Origin of the sequence: Streptomyces sp. SID12501, from assembly GCF_010550245.1 — a bacterium.
In the GTDB taxonomy this organism is placed as follows: Bacteria; Actinomycetota; Actinomycetes; order Streptomycetales; family Streptomycetaceae; genus Streptomyces.
In genome coordinates this window covers 1-389 of the sequence record NZ_JAAGLU010001028.1, presented here as the reverse complement: position 1 = coordinate 389, position 389 = coordinate 1, and the positions used below count along the sequence as shown (strand labels likewise).

General features: G+C 75.3%; 1 pseudogene. It reads right to left on the bottom strand.

Annotation, left to right across the window (positions count from 1 at the left end):
* Window positions 1-149: 149 nt before the first annotated feature.
* Window positions 150-389: pseudogene (locus G3I71_RS49660) on the bottom strand (enoyl-CoA hydratase/isomerase family protein); the annotation flags it as partial.

Sequence of the window (389 nt, the reverse complement as noted above, 5' to 3'; positions counted from 1 at the left end):
TTTCCGGCACGGCTTCTGACCGACCACTGCTTCGGCGGGGGTCCGGGATCTCCGGGCACCCGCAGCCGATCCGCAGGTTCGGGGTGGCCCGCCGGCCGCCCGCCGGCGGGCACGTCCGCGAGCGTGCCCGCCGGCCAGGGTTCTTCTGATCAGTCCGAGAGGCCCGCCAGATCGCGCAGTCGGCGGCCCTGCGCGGCGCGCTCGGCGGTGCGCTGGGCGTCGTACGAGCGGGAGCCGGCGTCGCGGAGCAGCGCCTTGGTCTCGATGACCGCGTCGCGCGGCGGTGCGAGCAGGGCGGTGGTGAGGTCCTGTACGGCGGCGTCGAGTTCGTCGGCGGGGACGACCAGGTTGGCCAGGCCGACGCGCTCGGCTTCCTCGGCGTGCACGAA